At 66.6% G+C, this 22,080-nt stretch carries 18 protein-coding genes; 9 read left to right on the top strand and 9 right to left on the bottom strand.

The features are described 5' to 3' along the window. Nucleotides 1–18 precede the first annotated feature (18 nt). Both AC3A6F_RS14080 and AC3A6F_RS14075 read right to left on the bottom strand, forming a co-directional pair. Nucleotides 19–2,622, bottom strand: coding sequence for an EAL domain-containing protein (locus AC3A6F_RS14080; protein ID WP_487681702.1), 2,604 nt, complete (start codon nt 2,620–2,622; stop codon nt 19–21). Then, nucleotides 2,619–4,655: a sensor histidine kinase, YfiR-like protein-associated gene (locus tag AC3A6F_RS14075; RefSeq protein WP_487681700.1), complete on the bottom strand. Its 2,037-nt coding sequence runs from the start codon at nt 4,653–4,655 to the stop codon at nt 2,619–2,621. The genes AC3A6F_RS14080 and AC3A6F_RS14075 overlap by 4 nt, the downstream gene beginning before the upstream one ends. A gap of 309 nt (nt 4,656–4,964) precedes the next feature. Here AC3A6F_RS14075 and AC3A6F_RS14070 point away from each other — a divergent pair, with 309 nt between their 5' ends. The 4 genes from AC3A6F_RS14070 to AC3A6F_RS14055 all read left to right on the top strand — a co-directional run bounded on the left by AC3A6F_RS14070 (nt 4,965) and on the right by AC3A6F_RS14055 (nt 9,774). Continuing rightward, nucleotides 4,965–5,447: a CinA family protein gene (locus AC3A6F_RS14070; RefSeq protein ID WP_487681698.1), complete on the top strand. Its 483-nt coding sequence runs from the start codon at nt 4,965–4,967 to the stop codon at nt 5,445–5,447. A gap of 98 nt (nt 5,448–5,545) precedes the next feature. Next, complete coding sequence (locus AC3A6F_RS14065) at nt 5,546–8,380, top strand: M16 family metallopeptidase (RefSeq protein WP_487681696.1); 2,835 nt, start codon at nt 5,546–5,548, stop codon at nt 8,378–8,380. A 57-nt stretch (nt 8,381–8,437) separates the two neighbouring features. After that, nucleotides 8,438–8,794 (top strand): ArsR/SmtB family transcription factor, encoded by a 357-nt coding sequence (locus tag AC3A6F_RS14060; protein ID WP_487681694.1) that lies wholly within the window; start codon nt 8,438–8,440, stop codon nt 8,792–8,794. After that, nucleotides 8,791–9,774 carry a cation diffusion facilitator family transporter gene (locus tag AC3A6F_RS14055; RefSeq protein ID WP_487681693.1) on the top strand — a complete coding sequence of 328 codons (984 nt, stop codon included), beginning with the start codon at nt 8,791–8,793 and terminating at the stop codon, nt 9,772–9,774. The genes AC3A6F_RS14060 and AC3A6F_RS14055 overlap by 4 nt, the downstream gene beginning before the upstream one ends. 173 nt (nt 9,775–9,947) lie before the next feature. On the opposite strand, the gene cysK is transcribed toward AC3A6F_RS14055, so the two are convergent. From cysK to tcdA, 3 genes are read right to left on the bottom strand one after another with little or no spacing between them, the layout of a single operon-like run. Further along, nucleotides 9,948–10,880, bottom strand: a complete 933-nt coding sequence (gene cysK / locus AC3A6F_RS14050) for a cysteine synthase A (protein WP_487681692.1) — start codon at nt 10,878–10,880, stop codon at nt 9,948–9,950. A gap of 30 nt (nt 10,881–10,910) precedes the next feature. Continuing rightward, nucleotides 10,911–11,444 (bottom strand): FKBP-type peptidyl-prolyl cis-trans isomerase, encoded by a 534-nt coding sequence (locus tag AC3A6F_RS14045; protein ID WP_320473980.1) that lies wholly within the window; start codon nt 11,442–11,444, stop codon nt 10,911–10,913. A 43-nt stretch (nt 11,445–11,487) separates the two neighbouring features. Beyond that, complete coding sequence (gene tcdA, locus AC3A6F_RS14040; RefSeq protein WP_487681689.1) at nt 11,488–12,384, bottom strand: tRNA cyclic N6-threonylcarbamoyladenosine(37) synthase TcdA; 897 nt, start codon at nt 12,382–12,384, stop codon at nt 11,488–11,490. A 110-nt stretch (nt 12,385–12,494) separates the two neighbouring features. Between tcdA and pdxH the strand changes: the two genes are divergently transcribed. Then, complete coding sequence (gene pdxH / locus AC3A6F_RS14035; RefSeq protein ID WP_487681687.1) at nt 12,495–13,694, top strand: pyridoxamine 5'-phosphate oxidase; 1,200 nt, start codon at nt 12,495–12,497, stop codon at nt 13,692–13,694. A 48-nt stretch (nt 13,695–13,742) separates the two neighbouring features. Next, nucleotides 13,743–14,960, top strand: coding sequence for a class I SAM-dependent methyltransferase (locus AC3A6F_RS14030; protein ID WP_487681685.1), 1,218 nt, complete (start codon nt 13,743–13,745; stop codon nt 14,958–14,960). A gap of 174 nt (nt 14,961–15,134) precedes the next feature. Here AC3A6F_RS14030 and msrA read toward each other — a convergent pair whose 3' ends face one another. After that, complete coding sequence (gene msrA, locus AC3A6F_RS14025) at nt 15,135–15,677, bottom strand: peptide-methionine (S)-S-oxide reductase MsrA (protein WP_487681683.1); 543 nt, start codon at nt 15,675–15,677, stop codon at nt 15,135–15,137. Nucleotides 15,678–15,833: 156 nt separating this feature from the next. On the opposite strand from msrA, the gene AC3A6F_RS14020 reads away from it, so the two are divergent. Together AC3A6F_RS14020 and AC3A6F_RS14015 are read left to right on the top strand one after the other, a co-directional pair. Continuing rightward, on the top strand, nt 15,834–16,346 hold the full coding sequence (locus AC3A6F_RS14020) for a flavin reductase family protein (RefSeq protein ID WP_487681681.1): 513 nt from the start codon (nt 15,834–15,836) through the stop codon (nt 16,344–16,346). Between the two features lie 108 nt (nt 16,347–16,454). After that, a complete protein-coding gene (locus AC3A6F_RS14015; protein ID WP_320473974.1) occupies nt 16,455–17,648 on the top strand; it encodes an acyl-CoA dehydrogenase in 1,194 nt (397 codons plus the stop codon). Here AC3A6F_RS14015 and AC3A6F_RS14010 read toward each other — a convergent pair whose 3' ends face one another. After that, complete coding sequence (locus AC3A6F_RS14010) at nt 17,649–18,497, bottom strand: oxygenase MpaB family protein (protein WP_487681679.1); 849 nt, start codon at nt 18,495–18,497, stop codon at nt 17,649–17,651. Between the two features lie 94 nt (nt 18,498–18,591). Here AC3A6F_RS14010 and AC3A6F_RS14005 point away from each other — a divergent pair, with 94 nt between their 5' ends. Beyond that, nucleotides 18,592–20,550 (top strand): phosphatase PAP2 family protein, encoded by a 1,959-nt coding sequence (locus AC3A6F_RS14005; protein ID WP_487681677.1) that lies wholly within the window; start codon nt 18,592–18,594, stop codon nt 20,548–20,550. Nucleotides 20,551–20,593: 43 nt separating this feature from the next. On the opposite strand, the gene AC3A6F_RS14000 is transcribed toward AC3A6F_RS14005, so the two are convergent. Both AC3A6F_RS14000 and AC3A6F_RS13995 read right to left on the bottom strand, forming a co-directional pair. After that, on the bottom strand, nt 20,594–20,941 hold the full coding sequence (locus AC3A6F_RS14000; protein ID WP_147935595.1) for a hypothetical protein: 348 nt from the start codon (nt 20,939–20,941) through the stop codon (nt 20,594–20,596). A 62-nt stretch (nt 20,942–21,003) separates the two neighbouring features. Further along, nucleotides 21,004–22,035: a chemotaxis protein CheB gene (locus AC3A6F_RS13995; RefSeq protein WP_487681675.1), complete on the bottom strand. Its 1,032-nt coding sequence runs from the start codon at nt 22,033–22,035 to the stop codon at nt 21,004–21,006. Nucleotides 22,036–22,080 lie beyond the last annotated feature (45 nt).

The raw sequence follows: 22,080 nt of genomic DNA, 5'->3' as shown, positions 1-22,080 counted from the left end.
CCGAAATGCAGTCGCCTCCTAGGCCGCCTCGCCCTGCTGGTCTTCCTCGCGCGGCGTCTTGCGGTCGTCGTAGGGTCCGTACGTCATCCAGTAATGCCGGAACGCGAGGCGGACATTGTCGCGCAGTTGCTGGTCGTCCCATGGCTTGGTGTAGAAGCGGTAGATCGCACCGCGGTTGATCGAGTCGAGCACCGAGTCCACCCCGGTATAGCCGGACAGGATGATGCGGATGGTCTCGGGGTACATCTCCTTGACCTTGCTGAGAAATTCGGTCCCGCTCATCACCGGCATGCGCTGGTCGCACAGGATCACGTGCACCCGGTACAGCGCCAGCAATTCGAAGCCCTCGGCCGGCGAGGACGCGGTCAGCACGCGGTAGCCGTCGCGCCGGAACAGGCGGTGCAGCGCGCTCAAGACGTTCGGGTCGTCGTCGACGATGAGCAGGGTCTGCACCTTGTCGTCGGCAGTCTGTTTCTCGTCGGGCTTGGCGCGATTGGACACCACCATCTCGGCCATCTGGTCGGCCGGCAGCGCGCGCGAGAAATAGAAGCCCTGGATCTGGTCGCAGCGGTTGCGCCGCAGGTAGGCCATCTGGGCGCGCGTCTCGACGCCCTCGGCGATCACCTGCATGTGCAGGCTGTGCGCCATGCTGATGATGGCCAGCGCGATGGCGGCGTCGTCCGGGTTGTTGACGATATCGCGCACGAAGGCGATGTCGATCTTGAGCTTGTCGATCGGGAAGCGCTTCAGGTAGGCCAGGCTCGAGTAGCCGGTGCCGAAATCGTCGATCGCGATCCGGATCCCGAGCGCCTTCAGGCGCGTGAGCACCTCGGTGGTGCGCTGGGCGTTCTGCATCAGCGCGCTTTCGGTGAGCTCCAGTTCCAGCAGCCCCGGTTCGACGTCGTGGCGGGCCAAGGCGCCCTTGATCACGCCTTCGAGGTCGCCTTCGACGAACTGGCGGCTCGACACGTTCACCGCCACCCGCACGTCGCGCACCCCGTCAGCGTTCCAGGCCGCGATCTGGCGGCAGGCCTCGTCGATGATCCAGTCGCCGACCCGCACCACCAGGCCCGTCTCTTCCATGATCGGCACGAATTCGGCCGGATACACCAGGCCGTAGCCGGGACGGTGCCAGCGCAGCAGCGCCTCGGTGCCGGCGATGCGGCCGGTGTTCAGCTCCAGCTTGGGCTGGTAGTGCAGCACGAATTGCGCGTCTTCGAGCGCGCCGCGCAGGGCCAGTTCGAGATCCAGGCGCGCCAGCACCTGCACGTTCATGCCGGCGGTGAAGAAGCGGTAGCCGTCGCGGCCGGCCTCCTTGGCGCGCACCATGGCGGTGTCAGCGTACTTGACCAGCGCGCCCGGCTCGACCGTGTCGTCCGGGTACATGGCGATGCCGATGCTGGCCGTCAGCGCGGCCTGCTGGCCGTGCAGGTCGAACGGCATGCGCAGGGACTCGCGCACGTCGTTGGCCATGTTCACCGCGTCCTGCTGCTCGCGCGGCATGGTGAGGATCAGCGCGAACTCGTCGCCGCCAAGGCGCCCCACCGAATCGCGCACTTTCGCGCAGCGCACCAGGCGCGTGCTGAACTGGCGCAGCAGCTCGTCGCCGCCGCGCGTGCCGAGCGTGTCGTTGATCACCTTGAAGCGGTCGAGCGTGATGCACAGGACCGCCACGCGCCAGTTCTTGTCCTGGGCCAGCTCGATGGTGTCGCGCAGGTTTTCGAAGAACAGGGTGCGGTTCGGCAGGCCGGTCAGGGCGTCGTAGCTGGCCGCGTGGCGCAGGTTTTCCTGGGCCTGCAGGCGCTCGCTGATGTCGCGCGCCACCGCGATCAGCATGCGCTGCGCGGCGTGCTCGACGTCCTGTTCCTGCAGCTTCCAGCTGATCTCGACCGCCACCGAGCCTTCGCCGCCGGCGCGCAGCAGGTCGGTCTCGACGATGTCGGCCTCGGACTCGCCATCGTGCGCGGCGCCGCCGCCCAGCAGGCGCTCGAGCTGGGTGCGCGTGGCCAGGCCCAGCGCCACCGGGTCGATGCGCAGCAGCGCGTCGCGCGAAAAACCCAGCATGCGGCAGGCGCCTTCCGACACGTCGACCATCGCCATGCTGGCGGTGTCGATCAGGAACAGGGCGTCCTGGGTGGCGTCCATCGCGCCGCGAAAGCGCGCCAGTTCGGCGGTGCGCTCGCGCACCTGGCGCTCCAGCTGGCTGCCGTAGTCGAGCGACTCGCGGTGCAGCAGGCGCACCTCGAGCAGATTGCGGATGCGGGTCATCACCTCGACCGTGTCGATCGGCTTGCCGATGAAGTCGCGTGCGCCCGCCTCGAGCGCCGCCAGTTTTTTATCCGGCTCGGCCGTCACCACCAGCACCGGCAGCCAGGAATCGCTCTCCAGCGGCTTCAGGGCTTCCATCACCTCGAAGCCGTCCATGCCCGGCATGTGCAGGTCGAGGATGATCAGGTCGAAGCGGTGCTTGAGGTGCAGCGCCACCACCTGGCGCGGATCGTGGGTGGAACTGACGTTCTCGTAGCCGGTGGTCTTGAGGAGGTATTCGAGCAGTTGCACGTTCACCGGCTCGTCGTCGACGACGAGGATGCGCGCGCGCCGGATGTCGGACAGGGAAATCATCTAGCCTTCCTTTCGCCTGGCGGGCCCGTCCTGGGCTGCTCTGCCAGCGTACTATTGATCGCTTCAGTGAATTTATCGATGTCGATCGGCTTGGTCAGATAGCGGTGGAAGCCCGCCGCCATGCCGCGCTCGATATCGCGCGGCATGGCGTTGGCGGTCAGCGCGATGACCGGAATCCAGGTGGTCTCGGGATCGGCGCGCAACTGGCGCAGCACCTCGTAGCCGCTCATTCCCGGCAGGTTCAGGTCCATCAGGATCGCTTCCGGGAGGTGCGCCCTGGCCAGCTCCAGGCCAAGGTGGCCGTCGGGGGCCGACAGCAGGCGCAGGTCGCGCCGGAAGGCGACGATTTCTTCCACCAGCCGCAGGTTGGCCGGGTTGTCCTCGACGTACAGCACCAGGTGCGGCTCCCCCTCGTCGGGCAAGTCGCTCGGCGCGCTCGCGGCCTCGGGGCTGCGCTCGGGCAGCGCCGACGCCAGCGGCGTGGTGCTGGCCAGCTCGATCCAGAACACGCTGCCCACGCCCGGGCTGCTGGTGACGCCGATCTCGCCGCCCATCAGTTCCACCAGGCGCTTGGTCACCACCAGGCCGATGCCGGTGCCCTCCTGCGCCCCCGCTTCCTGGCCCAGGCGGTTAAACGGCTGGAACAGGTTGGCCAGCTGCTCCGGGTTCAGGCCGTTGCCGGTGTCCTGCACCGACAGGCGCAGGCGATCGGGCGTCGGATGCTCGCAGCTGACCACCACCGCGCCCTCTTCGCGGTTGTACTTGACGGCGTTCGACAACAGGTTGAGCAGCACCTGTTTCAGGCGCGTGCGGTCAGCCATCACCACCGCCTCCGACGCATCCGGGAACAGGGCCCGCACCTTGCGGGTGGCGGCGATCGGCTCGATCATGGTGCGCACTTCGAGCAGGATGTCGGTCAGGGCCACCGGTTCCATCGACAGGGTGATGGTGCCCGATTCGACCTTGGCCAGGTCGAGGATCTCGTTGATCAGGGTGAGCAGGTGGCGGCCCGACTTGAGGATGTGGTTCGCGAATTCCTTCTTCTGCTCCAGGGTCGAGGGCAGCGTGTCGGACGTCAGAATCTGGGCGAAGCCGAGGATCGCGTTGAGCGGCGTGCGCAGCTCGTGGCTCATCGAGGACAGGAAGGCCGACTTGGCCTGGTTGGCGCTTTTCGCTTCCTCGTTGGCGTTGGCCAGTTCGGCGTTGGCCAGCGCCAGTTGCAGGGTGCGCTCGTCGACGCGCTGCTCGAGCTGCTCGTTCAGGCGCATCACTTCCTGCTGCGCGCGCGTGCGCTGCCGGGCCTCGCGCAGGGTGGTGCTGTGCGAATCCTCGAGCTCGCGGGTGCGGCCCTCGATCTCGGTCAGCATGGCGTTGAAGGAGTCGGCCAGCTCGGCCGCCTCGTCGTCGCCGATGCGCGGCGCGCGGCGCGAATAGTCGCGCGTGGCCACCACCTCGCGCGCGATCTCGGTGACGGCCACGATCGGCGCCGTGATCACGCGCCCCAGGCGCCACATCAGCAGATAGGCGATCGCCATCGCCAGCAAGGTCACCCCGGCCGCGATCGCAAGATAATCGATGGTGCGCGCCAGCAGGCGGTTCTCGGCGCGCAGCACGACCGTGCCCACGGTGTCGCCATTCTCGACGATGGGCTGGCGCACCACCAGGTCGTCGTTGGCGCCCTCGGACTGCACGGCCGCGTCCAGGCGCTGGGGAATATTACGGGGTTCGCCGGCGGCGGCGTAGGAGGCGAACAGCGCGCCTTTGGCATCGTAGATGGCGGCAGCCCGCACCAGGGGACTGGTGCGCAGCAGCGCCAGGTTCTCATTGGCCAGGCGCGGATCGTCAAAGCTCAGGGCTGCGGACGTCATGTGGCCGACCAGTTCGGCCTGGGTCGAGAGGTCGTTCACCAGGGCGCGGTGGTAACTGCGCAGGTCATAGGCGATCACGATGGCGATCGAGACCAGCAACGCGACGAACGTGGTCGTCATCACCACCGCCACCAGCTTCTTGCGGATAGAGCGCTGGCGGCTCATGCTTCCTCCACGGACCGCTCATGGAACAGCATGCGCGGCATGTAAAATTTCTAACAAAGACGAGAAATCGGTCATCCCAGCATAGCAGCACGCCCGTGCTGTGTGTCGCACGAAACATTTATCAAGCCGGGGCAGGATGAGAATGCGGCTGGCACTGTAAACGTTCGCCTGCTGTTTGGGTAGCAATTTTTGAAACTTTGACCTGCCGTTCGCTTACCGCGCGCCCGCGCAGCGCGCTAGAATGAAGGGAGTCCGACCGGTTTCCCGACGTGGCATTCGCCCGGCCGGCGGCTTCCAAAGGAGACCCACGTGACGAACGAACTCATCGACCTTGCCCAGAAAGTCAGCGACGCCCTCGGCCCCAAAAAACTGATGCTGGCCGCCGCCGAATCCTGCACCGGCGGCGGCATCGCCTACACGCTCACCGCCATCCCCGGCTCGGGCGACTGGTTCGACTGCGGCTTCGTGACCTATTCGAACACCGCCAAGAACGAGATGCTGGACGTGCCCGACGCCGTGATCGCGCAGTTCGGCGCGGTCAGCGAAGAAGTGGCCGCCGCCATGGCCGCGGGCGCCGTGGCCAACAGCAACGCCGACATCGCCGTCTCGACCACCGGCATCGCCGGCCCGACCGGCGCCGTGCCCGGCAAGCCGATCGGCACCGTGTGCTTCGGCTGGGCGCGCGGCGATCATGTCCATACAGAACGCCTGGTGTTCCAGGGCGACCGCCAGGCCGTGCGCGAGCAGTCCATCGCCCACGCGCTGCGCGGCATCCTGCGCTTTATCGAGTAAGCGGCGCCTTGCCACAAATTTCTCCGTATCCGGGATAATGGCAAGGCGTGCGCCGCTCGATCGCGGCAAGGGCATTGTCATTGAATTACGGAGAGTATTTGAACATCCCCACCCTGATGGTCCCGCTGATGCTTGCTGCCGTTCCGGCCACCGCGCCGGCGGCCGGCCAGGCCCAGGACCGGCCTCCTGCGCCGGCCTCGGCGCCGATCCCGTCGATCGCCTTTGAAAAAACGGTGCTGCCCAACGGCCTGCAGCTGATCCTGGTCGAGGACAAGCGCCTGCCGATCGTGGCCGTCAACCTGTGGTACCACGTGGGCCCGGCCAACGAGGCGCCCGGCCTGACCGGCTTCGCCCACCTGTTCGAGCACATGATGTTCGCCGCCACCGGCCACATTCCGCGCGGCGAGGCCGACCGCCTGCTCGAAGGCGCCGGCGCGACCGACAGCAATGGCGGCACCGGCTTCGACAGCACCAGCTACTACGACACGGTGCCGAGCAACCAGCTCGAACTGGCGCTGTGGGTGCATGCCGACCGCATGGGCTTTTTGCTGGACGTGCTCGACCAGCCGGCCTTGACCAACCAGCAGGACGTGGTGCGCAACGAGCGCCGCCAGACCGTCGAGGGCGAGCCATATGGCCTGGTCGAGGAAGCGCTGCTGCAGACGCTGTTCCCCAAGGGCCATCCGTATGCGGCCTCGATCATCGGCTCGCACGCCGACATCCAGGGCGCGCGACTGGAAGACGTGCGCGAATTCTTCACCAACTACTATGGCCCCAACAACGCCAGCCTGGTGATCGCCGGCGACATCGACAAGGGCAAGACGCGCGAACTGGTGATGCGCTACTTCGGCGGCCTGCGCCGCGGCCCGGACGTCGTGCGTCCCAAGGTGGTCACGCCGCCGATCGCGGCCGAGCGCCGGGTCGTGGTGCGCGACCGGGTCGAGCTGCCGCGCGTGTTCATGGGCTGGCTGACGCCGGCCGCCTACCAGCCGGGCGACGCCGAACTGGCGGTGGCCGCCACCATCCTCGGCGGCGGCAAGTCGAGCCGCCTGTACAAGGCGCTGGTGTACGAGCGCCAGATCGCGCAGGACGTATCGAGCACCCAGACCTCGCTGGCCTTGAGTTCAACCTTCGTGGTCGACGTCACCGCGCGCGCCGGCCACACGCCGCAGGAACTCGAAGCGGCGATCGACGCCGAGCTGGAACGGCTGCGCAAGGACGGCCCGAGCGAGCGCGAAGTCGAACGCGCGCGCAACAGCCTGGAGACGGCCCTCTTGGCGTCGCTCGAAAAACTCGGCGGCGACGGCCTGGCCGAGCAACTCAACCACTACAACCTGTACACGGGCGACCCGGGCTACCTCGCCAAGGACCTGGCGCGCCTGCGCCGCATCGACGCCGCCGCCGTGCAGCGCGCCGTGCAGACCTGGCTCAAGCCGGAGGCGCGCGCCGTGGTGACCGGCGTGCCCGGCAAGCCGAAGGTCGACGATCCGCGCGCGCCCAAGCCCGCCAAGACGCCGGCCGCGCCAGACCCACAGGCCGCACTCAATGAGGCCGAACCGTGGCGCGCGACGCCGCCCATGGCCGGCCCGACGCCGAAGGTCACGCTGCCGCGTGGCGAGACCTTCAAGCTCGCCAACGGCTTGACGGTGATCCACCACCACAATCCGGCGCTGCCGCTGGTGTCGAGCCAGCTGGTGGTCAAGAGCGGTGGCGCGGCGAACCCGGACAATTTGCCGGGCCTGGCCGGCTTCACGGCCCAGATGCTGGAAGAAGGCACGGCCACCCGCAGCGCCCCGCAGATCGCCGACGAGATCGCGCAATTAGGCGCCTTCATGGACACCGGCAGCAGCGACGACGTCTCGACCGTGTCGCTGCTGGCGCTGCGCGCGACCTTTGCGCGCGCACTCGAAGTGATGGCCGACATCGTCCAGCACCCGTCCTTCCCGGCGGCCGAGATCGAGCGCCAGCGGCAGGACCGCCTCGGCGCCCTGACGCAGCAGCGCGACGATCCGGAAACGGTGGCGGCGCTGGCGGCGGCCGGCGCGCTATTCGGCAGCGCGCATCCAAAGGCGTATGGCCAACTGGGCCTGGAGCCGGCGATCCGCGCCACCACGCGTGAGGACATCGCCGGCTTCTGGAAGCGCCACTACGTGCCGTCCAATACGGCGCTGGTGGTGACCGGCGACATCACGCGCGCCGAACTGGAAGCGCTGGCCGAGGCGCAGTTCGGCGCCTGGCCGGCGGCCGACGCGCCCGAGGTCAAGCCCGCCGAGACCCGCCCCACGCCGGCGCGCCTGATCCTGGTCGACCAGCCGGACGCCGGTCAGACGGCACTGCAGGTGGCCTCTATGGGCCCGGCGCGCGACACGCCCGACTTCCCTGCCCTGCAAGTGATGAACGGCGCGCTGGGCGGCATGTTCTCGAGCCGCCTGAATAACAATCTGCGCGAGACCAAGGGCTATACCTACGGCATCTACTCGCACTTCGACTATGACCGCACCCCCGCGCCATTCTCGGTCGAGGCCAGCGTGCAGCAGGACGCCACCGGCGCATCGGTGCGCGAGATCCTGCGCGAGATCGCGGCCATGCGCGAGCAGCCCTTGTCGCAGGCCGAACTCGATGCGGCGCGCAACGCCCAGTTGCTGTCGCTGCCGGGCCAGTTCGAGACCAATGCCGACATCGGCGCCAGCCTGACCGAGTTGTTCGTCTATGGCCTGGCGCCGGATTACTACGACCGTCTGGCGCGGGAGCTGGCGCAGGTCGGCGTGGAAGACGTGCAGAGAGTCGCGCGGGCGTATCTCGATCCGGACCGGATGATCGTGGTGGCGGTCGGCGAGCGGCGCAAGATCCTGCCGCAGCTGCAGAAACTTGGACTGGGACAGCCCGAGATGCGCGACGACGACGGACAGACGATGGATAAGACACAACGCTGAACGACACCGCGCTTGCCCGGCGCGGTTGTTTCGCCTAACATATGAACACCTATTCATATGTTAGAGCCACACTTGACCATCGCACATCCGCCCGCCCAGCCCATCGCCCCACCGCCAGATGAGGCGATCGGCCAGCTGGCTGACCTGTTCCACCTGCTGGGCGACCCGACCCGGCTGCGCATCGTGCTGGCCTGCCTGGCCCAGCCGACGGCGGTGGGCGATATCGCGGCCGGCCTGGCGCTGTCCAGTTCCCTGGTCAGCCACCACCTGCGCCTGCTGCGCGCGGCCCGCATCGTCAAGGCCGAGCGCCAGGGCAAACAAGTCTTCTATTCGGCTGCCGACGCCCACATCAGCAGCCTGCTCTCCACCATGTTCGAGCACATCGCCGAACCCGCCAACGGAATGGACGCATGAGCCACGCACACGACCATCAGCACAAGCATCACCATGACCACGGCCACGATCACGGCCATTCCCATGGCTTCGGCCACCACCACCACCACCACCACATGCCCTCGCCCGACGGCCACGGCCGCGCCTTCGCATTGGCGATCGGCCTGAACCTGGCCTTCGTCATCGTCGAGTTCACCTATGGTTTCATCGCCCATTCCACCGCGCTGATGGCCGACGCCGGCCACAACCTGTCCGACGTGCTGGGCCTGATGCTGGCCTGGGGCGCCGCCCTGCTGGCCAAGAGCGCGCCCAAGGGCCGCTACACCTACGGCTTGCGCGGTTCGTCGATCCTGGCGGCGCTGGGCAACGGCCTGCTCCTGATGGTGGCCTGCGGCGCGATCGCCTGGGAAGCGGTGCAGCGCATCGCCGAGCCGGCGCCCGTGGCCGGCGCGACGGTGTCGATCGTGGCCGCCATCGGCGTCGTCATCAATGGCTTCTCGGCTTGGCTATTCCTGGCTGGCAGCAAGGGCGACCTGAACATCCGCGGCGCCTACCTGCACATGGCGGCCGACGCCGCGCTGTCGCTGGGCGTGGTGATTTCTGGCCTGGCGATCATGTATTCGGGCTGGACCTGGATCGATCCGATCGTGAGCCTGGTGATCGTGGTGGTGATCGTGATCGGCACCTGGTCGCTGCTGCGCGAATCGGTGCAGCTGTCGATGGCGGCCGTGCCCCCGAACGTCGACGCAGGCAAGGTGCAGGCCTTCCTGGCCGGCCAGCCGGGCGTGACCGAGGTGCATGACCTGCATATCTGGGCCATGAGCACGACCGAGACCGCGCTTACCGCCCACCTGGTGATCCCGGGCGGCTATCCGGGCGACGCGGTGCTCGACGCCATCGAGCACACGCTGCGCGAGAAGCATGCGATCCACCATTGCACGCTGCAGGTGGAACAGGGGACGATTCATCACCACTGCACCTTGCAGGTGCACGCGCACTAGCTGCGGGTGTGCGAAGGACTTGGGTACCCGCCTGCGCGGGTACGACGTTGTTTGGGGTGGAGGAATCGGGATGCAAACTCTTTAGCCCGCACCTCGTTCACGTCGTTATCTCCACTGGAGATAACGACTTCCCGCGCAGGCGGGAACCCAAGCATGATGCGCAGGGTTAGCGTTTATCCCGCCAGATTCGCATACAGCGCCGTGCTGAGATAACGCTCGCCGAACGAGGGAATGATGACGACGATCAGCTTGCCCGCGTTCTCCGGCCGGCGCGCCACCTCGATCGCGGCCCACAGCGCCGCGCCCGACGAGATGCCGACCAGCAGTCCTTCCTCGCGCGCGGCGGCGCGCGCCGTCTCGAAGGCATCTTCGTTCTTCACGGAGATCACTTCGTCGTAGGACGCGGTATCCAATACCTGCGGCACGAAACCGGCGCCGATGCCCTGGATCGGGTGCGGGCCCTTGGTGCCCTTCGACAGCATCGGCGACGCCTCGGGCTCCACGGCGATGGCCTGGAAGCCGGGGCGGCGCGGCTTGATGACGTCGGCCACGCCGGTGATGGTGCCGCCGGTGCCCACGCCCGCCACCAGGATGTCGATCTTGCCGTCTGTGTCGCGCCAGATTTCCTCGGCCGTGGTGCGGCGGTGCACCTCGGGGTTGGCGGGGTTGTTGAATTGCTGCGGCATGAAGGCGCGCGGGTCGCTTGCCACGATCTCTTCGGCGCGCCGGATGGCGCCCAGCATGCCTTCGCTGCCGGGAGTGAGCACCAGCTCGGCGCCATAGGCGCGCAGCAGCATGCGCCGCTCGCTGCTCATGGTCTCGGGCATCACCAGCTTGCAGCGGTAGCCGCGCGCCGCGCACACCATCGCCAGCGCGATGCCGGTATTGCCGCTGGTGGGTTCGACGACCGTGGTGTCGGAGTCGATGAGGCCGGCCGCCTCGGCGGCCTCGATCATGGCCAGGCCGATGCGGTCCTTGACGCTGTGCGCGGGATTGTGGAATTCCAGCTTGCCGACCAGGTCGGCTCCGCTGCCCATCGCCAGCTTGCGGATGCGCACCAGCGGGGTATTGCCTATCAGTTCAGTGACATCGTTCGCGATTTTCATGCCGCCTCCGTTGTCGAACAAATATTGACGTTATTTGACGTCCAGCAGTTCCACGTCGAAGATCAGGTCGGAATCCGGCGGGATCATGCCGCCGCCCGCGCCGCGCTTGCCATAGGCCAGCGCGCTCGGGATGATCAGGGTGCGCTTGCCGCCGACCTTCATGCCGGCCACGCCCTGCTCCCAACCCTTGATCACACGGCCCGCGCCGAGCTGGAACTCGAGCGGATCGCGGCCGCCATCGAGCGACGAATCGAATTTGCGTCCGCGCTGCTGGCGGGCCAGCGGCTTGTGGAACCAGCCGGTGTAGTTGACCACGACATTGCTGCCCAGCGACGCTTCCTTGCCGGTGCCGACCACGCGATCGACGATCTCGACCTGGGGTGCGGGCGCCTCGGCCACCGGCGCCGGGACCTGATTCTCCGGCGGCGCGACCGGCGGCGTGCTCGACTGCTGCACGTCCGGCGGCGGCTGGGTGGTCGGTTTGCTGGCGTCCTGCGCGCCTTCCTGCGCCTGGACGCTCGCGGCGGCCAGCAGCAGTGCAATGAATGCGGATCGACGAATCATGTGTGCTCTTCCAAGAATAGGCAACCGGACGGTTGCAACAATCTTATGATAACAAGGCCGCTTCGGCTTGCACAGTTTGCCCGACCGGGGCAGCCTGGGCCTCCAGCGCAGCCTCGGCCTCGGCATTGGCGGCCTCAGCCAGGCGGCGCAGCACCTGGCCCGCCGTCACCATGCCGAAGGTGGCGGTGACCACCATGCTCGAACCGAAGCCGGCGCAGTTCAGGCCCGTGATGCTGTTCGGCTCGACATCGCAGGCATCGCCAGCGTCGGGATAACGCAGCGGTTCCATCGAGAACACGGCGTCGATATGGTATTTCTGTTTCTCGCCGCGCGAGAAACCATATTGTGCACGCAAGATTTTGCGCACTTTCTTGAGCAAGGGCTCTTGTTCGGTACGGGCCAGGTCGCGGATCTCGACCTTGGTCGGATCGATCTGGCCGCCCGCACCGCCCACCACCACCAGCGGCATCTTGTTGGCGCTGCACCAGGCGATCAGGGCCGCCTTCGGCTTCACGCTGTCGATGGCATCGACCACATAATCGAAATCCTTATCGCCGATCATTGCCGCGATGTTCTCGGGATCGATAAAATCCTCGACCAGCGTGACCTGGCAGAACGGATTGATCTGGGCGATGCGCTGCTTGAGCGCCTCGATCTTGGCCATCCCGACGGTCGACGACAGCGCCTGGATCTGACGGTTGATGTTCGACTCTGCCACATTGTCGAGGTCGATCAGGGTCAGGCGGCCGACCGCGCTGCGCGCCAGCGCCTCGACCACCCACGAGCCGACGCCGCCGACGCCGATCACGCAAACGTGTGCTGAACGAAAACGTTCGAGCGCGCGCTCACCGTAGAGGCGGGCGATGCCGCCAAAGCGTCGCGCGAAGTCGACTTCGTCGTCCAACGTTGCCGAAAAGAGCTGAGTGTTGATCTGGTTCATCCCAATATTGTAGCGGACACGCCTTTCGCATCTGCACTAAAATACCTCTTAGATAACCAAATAGTGATGAGCAAATTTTTTGCGTGTCACCAAAATGCTACTGGAACGCCATGAGCTCCCTCCTGCACGACGCCGCCCCCGATTTCACCCAGCCGATCGCCGTGCTCAAGCACTGCCACGGACGCATCCGCAAACAGCTCGCGACCCTGGAAAAACTGCTGGAACACCTGCCGTTGCACGGCGCCGACGAGCAGGCGCGCCAGGCGGCGAGCGCGGTGCTGCGCTACTTCGACAAGGCGGCCCACCTGCACCACGACGACGAGGAGCAGGACCTGATCCCGATGCTGCGCGCCACCGCCCAGGGCGACGACGCCGCCATCCTGCAGGCGCTGGCGCCGACCATCCTGCAAGACCACAAGGACATGGATGCGCTGTGGCAAGACCTGCACGAGCAGCTGACCGCCATTGCCGAAGGCACGGGCACGGTGCTGTCGGATAGCCAGGTGCGACGCTTCGTGGCCAGCTATACCTCCCATATGGAGCGCGAAGAAAGCACCATGGCGCCGATGGCGATACGCCTGTTCTCGCCGCAGCAGATGGCGCAACTGGGCCAGGCCATGCAGCTGCGCCGCGGCATTGCTGTGCCGGCGGCCGCGCCGTCGCCGGCCGTGGGCCAGGCCGTGGCCGACCTGCGCAAGGACTACGGCCAGGCCAGCCTGGACGAGGCCGACGTCCTCGACGATCCGATCGCGCAATTCACGGCCTGGTTCGAGCAGGCCCTGAAAGCCGAAGTGAACGAACCGAATGCGATGTCGCTGTCCACCGTGGCCGCCAACGGCAGGCCAAGCTCGCGCATCGTGCTGGTCAAGCAATTCGATGCGCGCGGCTTCTCGTGGTACACGAATTACGACAGCAAGAAGGGCGCGGATTTGCGCGACAACAGCTACGCAGCATTGCTGTTCTTCTGGAGCGAACTCGAACGTCAGGTACGTATCGAAGGACGTGTGGAGCGTACTGCGCCGGACGAAAGCGACCGCTATTTCCGCAGCCGTCCCCTCAAGAGCCGGTTGTCGGCGATCGCCTCGCGCCAGAGCGCGCCGATCGACAGCCGTGCGCAACTCGAACAGAACTACGACGTCGTGGCGCAGGGGGCTGGCGAGGATCCGGCGCGTCCCGACAACTGGGGCGGCTTCCGCCTGATCCCCGACCGTATCGAATTCTGGCAAGGCCGGCGTTCGCGCTTCCATGACCGCATCGTCTACGAGCGTCAGGAAGACGGCAGCTGGACGCGCCAGCGTTTGCAACCGTAACCGGCCAGGAGCCGCGGCCGGCTACGCCTTTGATAAAAGGGGTGGACCGTGTTCGATCAGATCAAGCTGTCGGCCTGGCAATCGGGCCTGCGCGGCACATTGCCGCAACTGTCACTGCCACTGCGCGTGGAGCTGTGGAACGGTGAACGCATCGACCTGTCGCCCGATCCACCGCGGGTCACCATCCGCATCCCCGGCCCGGCCGCACTGCGCTACCTGCGCTCCCCTTCCCTGTACAGCCTGGGCCGCGCCTACGTCGAGGGCGCGATCGAGGTGATGGGCCGCGCGGCCGACATCATCGCGGTCGGCAATGCGCTGGCGGCGTCCGGCGCCGACAACGGGCGCAGCCGCCTGGCCGACGCGCTGGGCTTCCGGCGAAACCACACGCGCGAATCCGACCGCGACGCGATCCGCTACCACTACGACGTCTCCAACGAGTTCTACGCCGCCTGGCTCGATCCCGGCATGGTGTATTCCTGCGCCTACTTCGAGGGCGGCGACGAAGACCTGGCCACCGCGCAGACCAAGAAGATCGACCACATCCTGCGCAAGATCGACCTGCGTCCCGGCCAGACCCTGCTCGACATCGGCTGCGGCTGGGGCGCGCTGGTGCTGCGCGCGGCCGAACAGTTCGGCGCGCGCTGCGTGGGCATCACGCTGTCCGAGAACCAGGCCGCATTGGCGCGCGAACGGGTCGTCAAGGCCGGGCTGCAGGACCGTGTCGAGATCCGGATCCAGGATTACCGCGACGTCGACGGCCATTTCGAGCGCATCACCAGCGTCGGCATGTTCGAGCACGTCGGCGTGCAGCACCTGAAGGATTATTTCGCGCAGGTGGCGCGCCTGCTGGCGCCAGGCGGCGTCGTGATGAACCACGGGATCACCACCACCGACGCCGACAATGGCGCCACGCCCTATGGCGGCGGCCAGTTCATCGACGAATACGTGTTCCCGCAGGGAGAATTGGCGCACCTGGCAACCGTGGTGCGGGCGATGCAGGAAGGCGGCCTGGAAGTGCGCGACGTGGAAAACCTGCGCCGCCACTATGCGCACACCTGCGCGCTCTGGACCGACAATTTCGAGAGCAATGCCGCCCACATCCGCACCCTGACCGACCCGAAGCGCTTCCGCATCTGGCACGTCTACCTTGCCGGCTGCGCCTACGCCTTCGCCCACGACCGGATCAGCCTGTACCAGATCGTGTGCGGCAAGGCGGGGAGCGACGTGGCGCAGTTGCCCTGGTCGAGGAGGTATATGTATGCCTGATGCCGATGTCGATCGATCAGGCGCATCGTATTTGTCACGCGGCTTGAGCACGTCGTCCCCGCGAAGGCGGGGACCCAAGTCCTCAGCACTGCCACGGAAAATTATTGCAGAGGCGGCTCATGCTTACTTGGGTTCCCGCCTGCGCGGGAACGACGGTGGCTGCTCGTATGGTGCTTATGCCTTTAAACGATCCGTAAAGGTCTTGCGGAACTTGGCCACCTTCGGCGCCACCACGAAGGCGCAATAGCCCTGCAGCGGGTGCTGGGCGAAGTAGTTCTGGTGATAGTCTTCGGCCTTGTACCAGGTTTCCTGGGGCTTGACCTCGGTGACGATCGGCGCGTCCCACACCAGGCCCATCTCGCCGATCACCTTGTGCGCGATCTCCACCTGTTCGGGCGAGGTGGTGAAGATCACCGAGCGATACTGCGTGCCGACGTCATTGCCCTGGCGGTTCAGGGTGGTCGGGTCGTGAATGGTGAAGAAGATCTCCAGGATGTCGCGGTAGCCGATCACGGCAGGGTCGAATTCGAGACGCACCACTTCGGCGTGGCCGGTGGTGCCGCTGCACACCGCCTCGTAGCTCGGATAGTCGACCTGGCCCCCCATATAGCCCGATTCCACGCGGGTGATGCCGCGCGCCTCGAGGTACACCGCTTCCAGGCACCAGAAGCATCCGCCGCCCAGGATGGCTACTTCGGTTGCTTTTTGCTCACTCATAGTTCACCTTGGCATTGGTAAGATCAGATATCTTTAATGTAGCGCAAAGCGCATCGTTCTGCATTGAACTGCGGGGATACTGACCACGGCTACGGCCCGCTCGCGGCAAGGACACCCCCGACGATGGCATAATGAGCGCCAACGCTCAGGAACCGCATGAATACACTTTCCGCCCGCGCGACGACGCGCGACTTCGATACAACACATTTCCGCCACGCCCTGTCGCAATTCGCGACCGGCGTGACCGTCATTACCACGCGCCTGGCCGACGGTAGCTTCCGGGGTCTCACCGCCAGCTCCTTCAATTCGGTCTCGCTCGACCCGCCGCTGGTCTTGTGGAGCCTGGGCGCCGGCGCCAACAGCCTGCCCATCTTCAGCGGCAACTCGCACTACGTCATCAACGTGCTGTCCGCCGGCCAGGAAGAACTGGCGCTGCGCTTCTCGCGCCGCAGCGAGAACCCGTTCGAGGGTGTCGAGTACGAACTGTCGCGCACCGGCCTGCCGATCCTGAAAGGCGTGTCGGCGTGGTTCGAATGCCACAACCGCAGCCGCTATCCCGAAGGCGACCACGTCATCTTCGTCGGCGAGGTCGAGGAGTGCCAGGTCCATCCACAGTCGGCCCTGATCTTCCACGGCGGCAAATTCGGCAGCACGGCTGGTCAAAAATAGAAATTCCTGTCGCAGTTTCAAAAGATACGTGGGCGGCACGTTTCTATAATGTTCAGGCGCGCCTTACAAGGCACCTACCGAACTAGAACTTAGAGACAGGATTTTGCGATGACCCGTACCGACTCGTCCAAGAAAGCTTCCTTCCACTGGGATGACCCGCTGCTGCTGAACAGCCAGCTGACCGACGACGAGCGCATGGTGCGCGACGCGGCCGCCGCCTACTGCCAGGACAAGCTGCAGCCGCGCATCCTCGAGGCCTTCCGCCACGAGGCCATGGACGTCTCGATCTTTCGCGAAATGGGCGACCTGGGCCTCCTGGGCCCGACCATTCCCGAGCAGTACGGCGGACCTGGCTTGAACTACGTCGCCTATGGCCTCATCGCGCGCGAAGTCGAGCGCGTCGACTCCGGCTACCGCTCGATGATGAGCGTGCAATCCTCGCTGGTGATGGTGCCGATCTATGAATTCGGCAATGAGGAAACGCGCCAGAAATACCTGCCGAAGCTGGCCACCGGCGAATGGATCGGCTGCTTCGGCCTGACCGAACCGAACCACGGCTCGGACCCGGCCTCGATGGTCACCCGCGCCCGCAAGGTGGACGGCGGCTACAGCCTGACCGGCAGCAAGATGTGGATCACCAATTCGCCGGTCGCCGACGTGTTCGTGGTGTGGGCCAAGGACGACGAAGGCGCGATCCGCGGCTTCGTGCTCGAGAAGGGCTGGAAAGGCCTGTCGGCGCCGGCGATCCACGGCAAGTTCGGCCTGCGCGCCTCGGTCACCGGCGAAATCGTCATGGACGAGGTGTTCTGCCCGGAAGAAAACGCCTTCCCCGAGGTGCGCGGCCTGAAGGGCCCGTTCACCTGCCTGAACTCGGCGCGCTACGGCATCGCCTGGGGCGCGCTGGGCGCGGCCGAAGACTGCTGGCACACCGCGCGCCAGTACACGATGGACCGCACCCAGTTCGGTAAACCTTTGGCGGCGAACCAGCTGGTGCAGAAGAAGCTGGCCGACATGCAGACCGAGATCACCCTCGGCCTGCAGGGGTGCCTGCGCCTGGGCCGCATGAAGGACGAAGGCACGGCGGCGGTCGAGATCACCTCGATCATGAAGCGCAACTCGTGCGGCAAGTCGCTGGACATCGCCCGCGTCGCGCGCGACATGCTGGGCGGTAACGGCATCTCGGACGAATTCGGCATCATCCGCCACATGGTCAACCTCGAGGTGGTCAACACCTATGAAGGAACGCACGACATCCACGCCCTGATCCTGGGCCGCGCCCAGACCGGCATCGCCGCGTTCTGATCACCGGCGCGCGACGCGCCGCGCGGCCTGGGCCTGCGGCGTGTCGCCCAGCGGCGCCAGCACCGACCCACGCGCCAGGGCGCGCACCAGCGCCGCTTCGCCGAAGCGCAAGCCCCGCCCGCGCAGCTGCGGCAGCGAGCGCACCGGCTCGGGCGTGATCTCCACCGCGGCGCGCACCAGCAGCCGCTGCAACGGCCGCAAGGGCGCCGGCAGGATGGGCGCCTCGCCCATGATGCGCATGAAATCCGCGAGGATATCGGAGCCTTCCAGTCCGGGGGCGGTCTTCGCCAGCAGCGATTCCCACTCCTTCCATGAACCCGGCGCGCCGGTCGCGCCGTACAGGCGCGCGGCCGGTTCCGACTCGGCGAAGGCGGCGTCCTTCTCGGCATCGGACAGCGCGCGCACATAGCGGTGATAGGCCTCGGTGAACCCGAACGAGGCGGTCGCCTGCACCCAGTCGAGCAGGCGCGGATCGTTGGCCTGGTAGGCCACGCCATCGGGCGTAGTGCCCTTGACCCGGCCATGCATGCGCACCACGTGCGCGATCATTTTTTCGGCCGCCGAGCGCGGGCCGTACACCGTCATCATCGCCGCGAAACCGGTGCGGCGCAGGCGCGTGCCCGGGTCGCGCTGGAAGCTGCTGTGGTCCCACACGCCGGAGCGCACCGACGGTTCGGCCAGTTCGAGCAGCACCGCCGTCACGCCGCCAACAAAGAGGCCAATGGGATTGGCGAACACGCGCCACGAGACGCCGTCATGCGGCGCCAGCGCCGCCTCGCCGGCCGGCTGGCTGAAGTCGAAGGCCATGCCCGCCGGGGGCTGCATCAGATCGCGTACCGCATCGAGCATTCATTCCTCCTGATGATCCCGTCATCAACATGTCATGGCGTATTCATATCATCCCTTCAATTTTTGTGTCTCACAATTCATTGAAGGATTTCACATGCACCAGGTCGTCCAGCTGCGCCGTCTTCCGCTCGCCATCGCCATCGGCGCCGTCCTCGCCCTCTCCGCCTGCGGCGGCTCGGACCACGATGACGATGCCGACGTCGTCGTCGTCATCCCCCCGGCGCCGGCCGACCAGGGTGCGGCCGACAGCGCGCCGGTGCCGGGCGTCACGGCCTTCGTCGACACCGTCGCCACCAACCAGCGCGGCGACGCGCGCTACGCCACGCTGGCCACCAACGCCGGCGTGCGCGTCCTGGGCGGCATGCTCGACATCTTCAAGCCGGTGGCCGAGATCGTCGATGCCGGCGTGACCGCGCCGGCCGTGGACGGTTTCCCGGCCATCGTCGCCTCGACCTGGACCGGCGTGCCGAACGACGGCACCAACGGCGGCACGATCGTCAACGCGCAGGTGCACAACGCGAACATCGACTACGTGGTCAAGGCCACCGCCAGCCGCACCCCGGAGCAGACCTTGCTGGCCTACCTGGACGACCGCCGCGGCAAGGGCTACAGCACCGCCAGCGGCATGGGTCCGCTGACCGCAGCCTGGCGCAGCGCCTCGCGCCAGACCACCACCATCAACGACATGCCGCAGGACGCCGTGACCGTCAAATACGAAGACGGCGGCAACAACAACGGCGTGGGCGGCGATGCCAATCCCGAGTTCGGCAAGGTGATCGACCTGGTCAACGCGATGGGCGCCAACGGCTCGACCGAGCCGGCCAAGCGCTTCTACAAGTACGCGCGCCCCTACCGCTGGAGCAGCGCAGTGCAGGTGGTGCCGCAGCTGGAACCGGCCAAGAGCACGACGCCGGGCACCGACGGCGGCTTCACCAGCGGCCACTCGGCCGAGGCGACCCGCAACGCCGTCGCCATGGCCTATGTGGTGCCGGAACGCTTCCAGGAACTGGTCGGCCGCGGCCTCGAATTGGGCGAGAGCCGCATCTTCGCCGGCATGCACTCGCCGCTGGACGTGATCAGCGGCCGCGTGCAGGCGCAAGCCATCGCCGCCGCCAACCTGATTGCCGCCGGCGCCACCACCCGCGCCGCCGCCCGCGCCCAGGCCCAGGCCACGCTGATGAAGCTGACCGATACCAATGCCGGCAACTTCGCAAACTACGCGGCTTCCGGCACGCCGGCCAACGACCGCTTCGCCGACTACGCTGCCAGCCGCGCCAACTACCTGCGCCGTATGACCTATGGCCTGCCGCAGACCGGCTCGACCACCGCGCCGGCCGTCGTGCCGAAAGGCGCCGAAGTGATGCTGGAAACCCGCCTGCCCTACCTGAGCGAGGCGCAGCGCCGCGTGGTGCTCAAGACGACCGCGATCCCTTCCGGCTATCCGGTGCTGGACGATCCTGAAGGCTGGGGCCGCCTTAATCTATTTGCCGCGGGCGACGGCTATGCCGTCTTCACCGGCAACGTGGTGGTGAACATGGATGCGGGCAAGGGCGGCTTCAACGCGGTCGACCGCTGGCGCAACGACATTTCGGGCAGCGGCAAGCTGGTCAAGCAAGGCAGCGGCAACCTGAGGCTGGGCGGCAAGAGCAGCTGGACCGGCGGCGCCCAGGTCGACGGCGGCACGCTCGAAGCCCTGTCGATGACGGCCTTCGGCACCGGCGACGTGTACGTCGCCAGCGGCGCCACGGTGGTGAACAATACGGCGGGCACGCTGGCCCTGGCCAAGCAATACACCCAGCAGAAGGGCGGCACGCTGGAAATGCGCGTCGGCGCCGTGACCCACGGCCACCTGAGCGTCAGCGGCGCGGTGACCATCGGCGGCGGCACCTTGCGCATCGTGTTCCAGAACGGCTACAAGCCGGCGGCCGGCGCGACGCTGAAGGTGATCACGGCGGGCAGCCTGAAAGGCAAGTTCGAGACCATCACGGTCGAGGGCTACACGGTGACGCCGACCTATACCGCGACGGGACTGGAGCTGCGCCTGGGCGCATGATGTAGAAAGGGCCGGGAGCGATCCCGGCCCTTTTCAATGTGGCTTATTCGTCGAAGTCTTCGGCCAGGTTCTTCCAGCCGCGGCTCTTGGCGAAGGCCGCGAATTCCTCGGGCGCTTCGAGCACGATCAGGCGGCTCTCCTGCAGCCCCGGATCGCTGTGGCCGAAGTCCGGTCCCTTGTAGCCGACCGCGCGCAGGCGGTCGACGAGCTGGCGCACCAGGACCGTGTCCTTGTAGGCGCCCGGTTCGAGCTTGGCCGCGAACTTCACGTACACGTCAATAATCCCGTAGCCCTCGTCGAAGATGGTGATGTTCTTTACGTCGAGGGTACGGCCTTGCCCATCCTTGGCCTGGAAGGCGCCGGACAGTTCGATATCGGATTCGGTAGTCATGGCGCCAGCATATCACCGGCGCGCACGGCGCGGCGTCAGCGGTCGTAATCAGGCATGTGAAGTCAGGGGCTTTCGTCGGTGTTCGAGGTGATCAGGCTGCGCAGGACCTCGGCGCTGCGCTGGGCTTGCCTGGCCTGGGCGCTGTAGTCGAGAGAGGCCGCGATTTGCTTGTTCCGCAAGGCGTCGTCTGACATCCGACGCAGCAGCATTTCTTTTTCCTGGAGCGCGCGCATCGCACTCCAGATCGAATCCTCGACCGTCTCGCCCTGCAGCGCGACGAGATTGCGTTCCGTGTAGGCATGACCGGTATGGCAGCGGAAGCGCCGCGGTTGCTGGTCCTTGAGCTCCCACAGGGTGCCATGACAGTCGGGGCAGGTAAAGGTCGATGGCTGCGCAATCTCTTCCAGACGGTGCATGTCAACTCCCTCCATGCCGAAATTGTTTTCCAGTTCGACCCACTGCGGTACTTCCGGCGCAACACCCGGCGCCGCTCCGCCCTGCGCATTCGCCTCGGCCAGCCGCAGCAGGGCCTGAGGGATTTCTTCGAGCTTGAGCACGTGGTCGACGGCGACGTGATCGATGGCGCTGGCAGGCATGTCGGGCACCATCGCCTCGGCCGGATCCTGTACCACGGCGGTGCCGCCACAGGCCTTGATGGCCGCCAGGCCGGCCGTCCCGTCGTCCAGCGCGCCGGTCAGGATCACGCCGGTCGCGCGTGCCCCGAAGGCCGCCGCGGCAGCGCGAAACAGGGGATCGATCGCCGGCCGCGTATGGTTTTCCTTGGCCGTCCTGACCAGCACCACCTTGCACTGGGCGCCCGAGCGCACCATGGTCAGGTGGAAATCGGGGGGCGCCACCAGGATCCTGCCCGCCTCTACCAGATCGCCATGGCGGGCCTGTCGTACCGGCAGCACCGAGGTGCGCGCGAGCAGCGAGGGCAGGATGCTGTCATGCGTGCCGATGTGCATCACGACCAGCACGGCAGGCGTAAAACCCGACGGCAGGCCGGCCACCAGCAGGCGCAGCGCTTCCAGCCCGCCGGTGGAAGTACCGATGACAACGATATCGCGGGCGGGAATCGGGGGCGTTTTCATCTAACGACAATGATCCGTCTTCACGCCGCAGTCGGTGCGCTGGCG

It is taken from the genome of Massilia sp. Soil_C_3, from assembly GCF_057657035.1.
This window is presented reverse-complemented; position numbering and strand designations above follow the sequence as displayed.